Origin of the sequence: Paracoccus luteus (assembly GCF_004522155.1) — a bacterium.
GTDB classification, from domain to species: Bacteria; Pseudomonadota; Alphaproteobacteria; order Rhodobacterales; family Rhodobacteraceae; genus Paracoccus; species Paracoccus luteus.
Map to the genome: position 1 here is coordinate 1 of NZ_SDEA01000031.1, position 1,394 is coordinate 1,394.

General features: G+C 67.9%; 1 protein-coding gene. It reads left to right on the forward strand.

Going from position 1 to position 1,394, the window contains the following annotated elements:
- The coding region (locus EPA64_RS16130) for a pyruvate dehydrogenase complex E1 component subunit beta (protein WP_134727307.1) at positions 1-1,314 on the forward strand (1,314 nt) is incomplete at its 5' end.
- Between the last annotated feature and the right edge of the window lie 80 nt (positions 1,315-1,394).

Sequence of the window (1,394 nt, forward strand, 5' to 3'; positions counted from 1 at the left end):
ATCGAGACCGACAAGGCCACGATGGAGTTCGAGGCCGTGGACGAGGGCACCATCGGCCGGCTGATGGTCGCCGAGGGCACGCAGGGCGTGAAGGTCAACACCCCCATCGCCGTCCTGGTCGAGGAAGGCGAGGATGCCGCCGCCGCGCAGGACGGCGCGGGCACCTCGGTCCCACATGCCGCCCAGCCGCTGGCCCAGCCCGGCCGGGGCGAGGCCAGCCGCGACGAAACCGGCGAGGCCCCCGAGCGCGCCCCGGCGGCGGCGAAATCGGCGGTCGAGGCGGTGAACACCCCCGAACCCGACGCCGCGCCCGACTGGCCCGAAGGCACGACCGTCAAGCCGATGACCGTGCGCGAGGCGCTGCGCGAGGCGATGGCCGAGGAGATGGAGCGCGACGAGACCGTGTTCCTGATGGGCGAGGAGGTCGGCGAATACCAGGGCGCCTACAAGATCAGCCAGGGGCTGCTGGACCGCTTCGGCCCGCGCCGGGTGGTGGACACGCCGATTTCCGAAATGGGCTTTGCCGGCATCGGCGTCGGCGCGGCCTTCGGCGGGCTGCGCCCGATCGTCGAGTTCATGACCTTCAACTTCGCCATGCAGGCGATCGACCACATCATCAACTCGGCCGCCAAGACGCTGTATATGTCGGGGGGCCAGATGGGCGCGCCGATGGTGTTCCGCGGCCCGAACGGCGCGGCGGCCCGCGTGGGCGCCCAGCATTCGCAGGATTACGCCGCGTGGTATGCGGCCATTCCCGGCCTCAAGGTGGTGATGCCCTATACCGCCGCCGACGCGAAGGGGCTGCTGAAGACCGCGATCCGCGACCCGAACCCGGTGATCTTCCTGGAAAACGAAATCCTCTATGGCCGGTCCTTCGACGTGCCGCAGATGGACGACTTCACCATCCCCTTCGGCAAGGCCCGCGTCGCCCGCAAGGGCAAGGATGTGACTATCGTCAGCTTTGGCATCGGCATGGCCCACGCGCTGGACGCGGCGGAAACGCTGGCCAAGGACGGGATCGAGGCCGAGGTGATCGACCTGCGCACCCTGCGCCCGCTGGATTACGCGACGGTGCTGAAATCCGTGCAAAAGACCAACCGCTGCGTCACGGTCGAGGAAGGCTTCCCGGTGGGGTCCATCGGCAACCACATCAGCGCGTATCTGATGGAAAACGCCTTCGACTGGCTGGACGCCCCGGTCATCAACTGCACCGGCAAGGACGTGCCGATGCCCTATGCGGCCAATCTGGAAAAGCTGGCCCTGATCACCGCGGCCGAGGTGGTCGAGGCGGTCCGCAAAGTGACCTATCGGTAAGGGGGCGCGACAATGGCAACCGAAATCCTGATGCCCGCGCTCTCTCCCACGATGGAGGAAGGGACGCTGGCCAAGTGGCT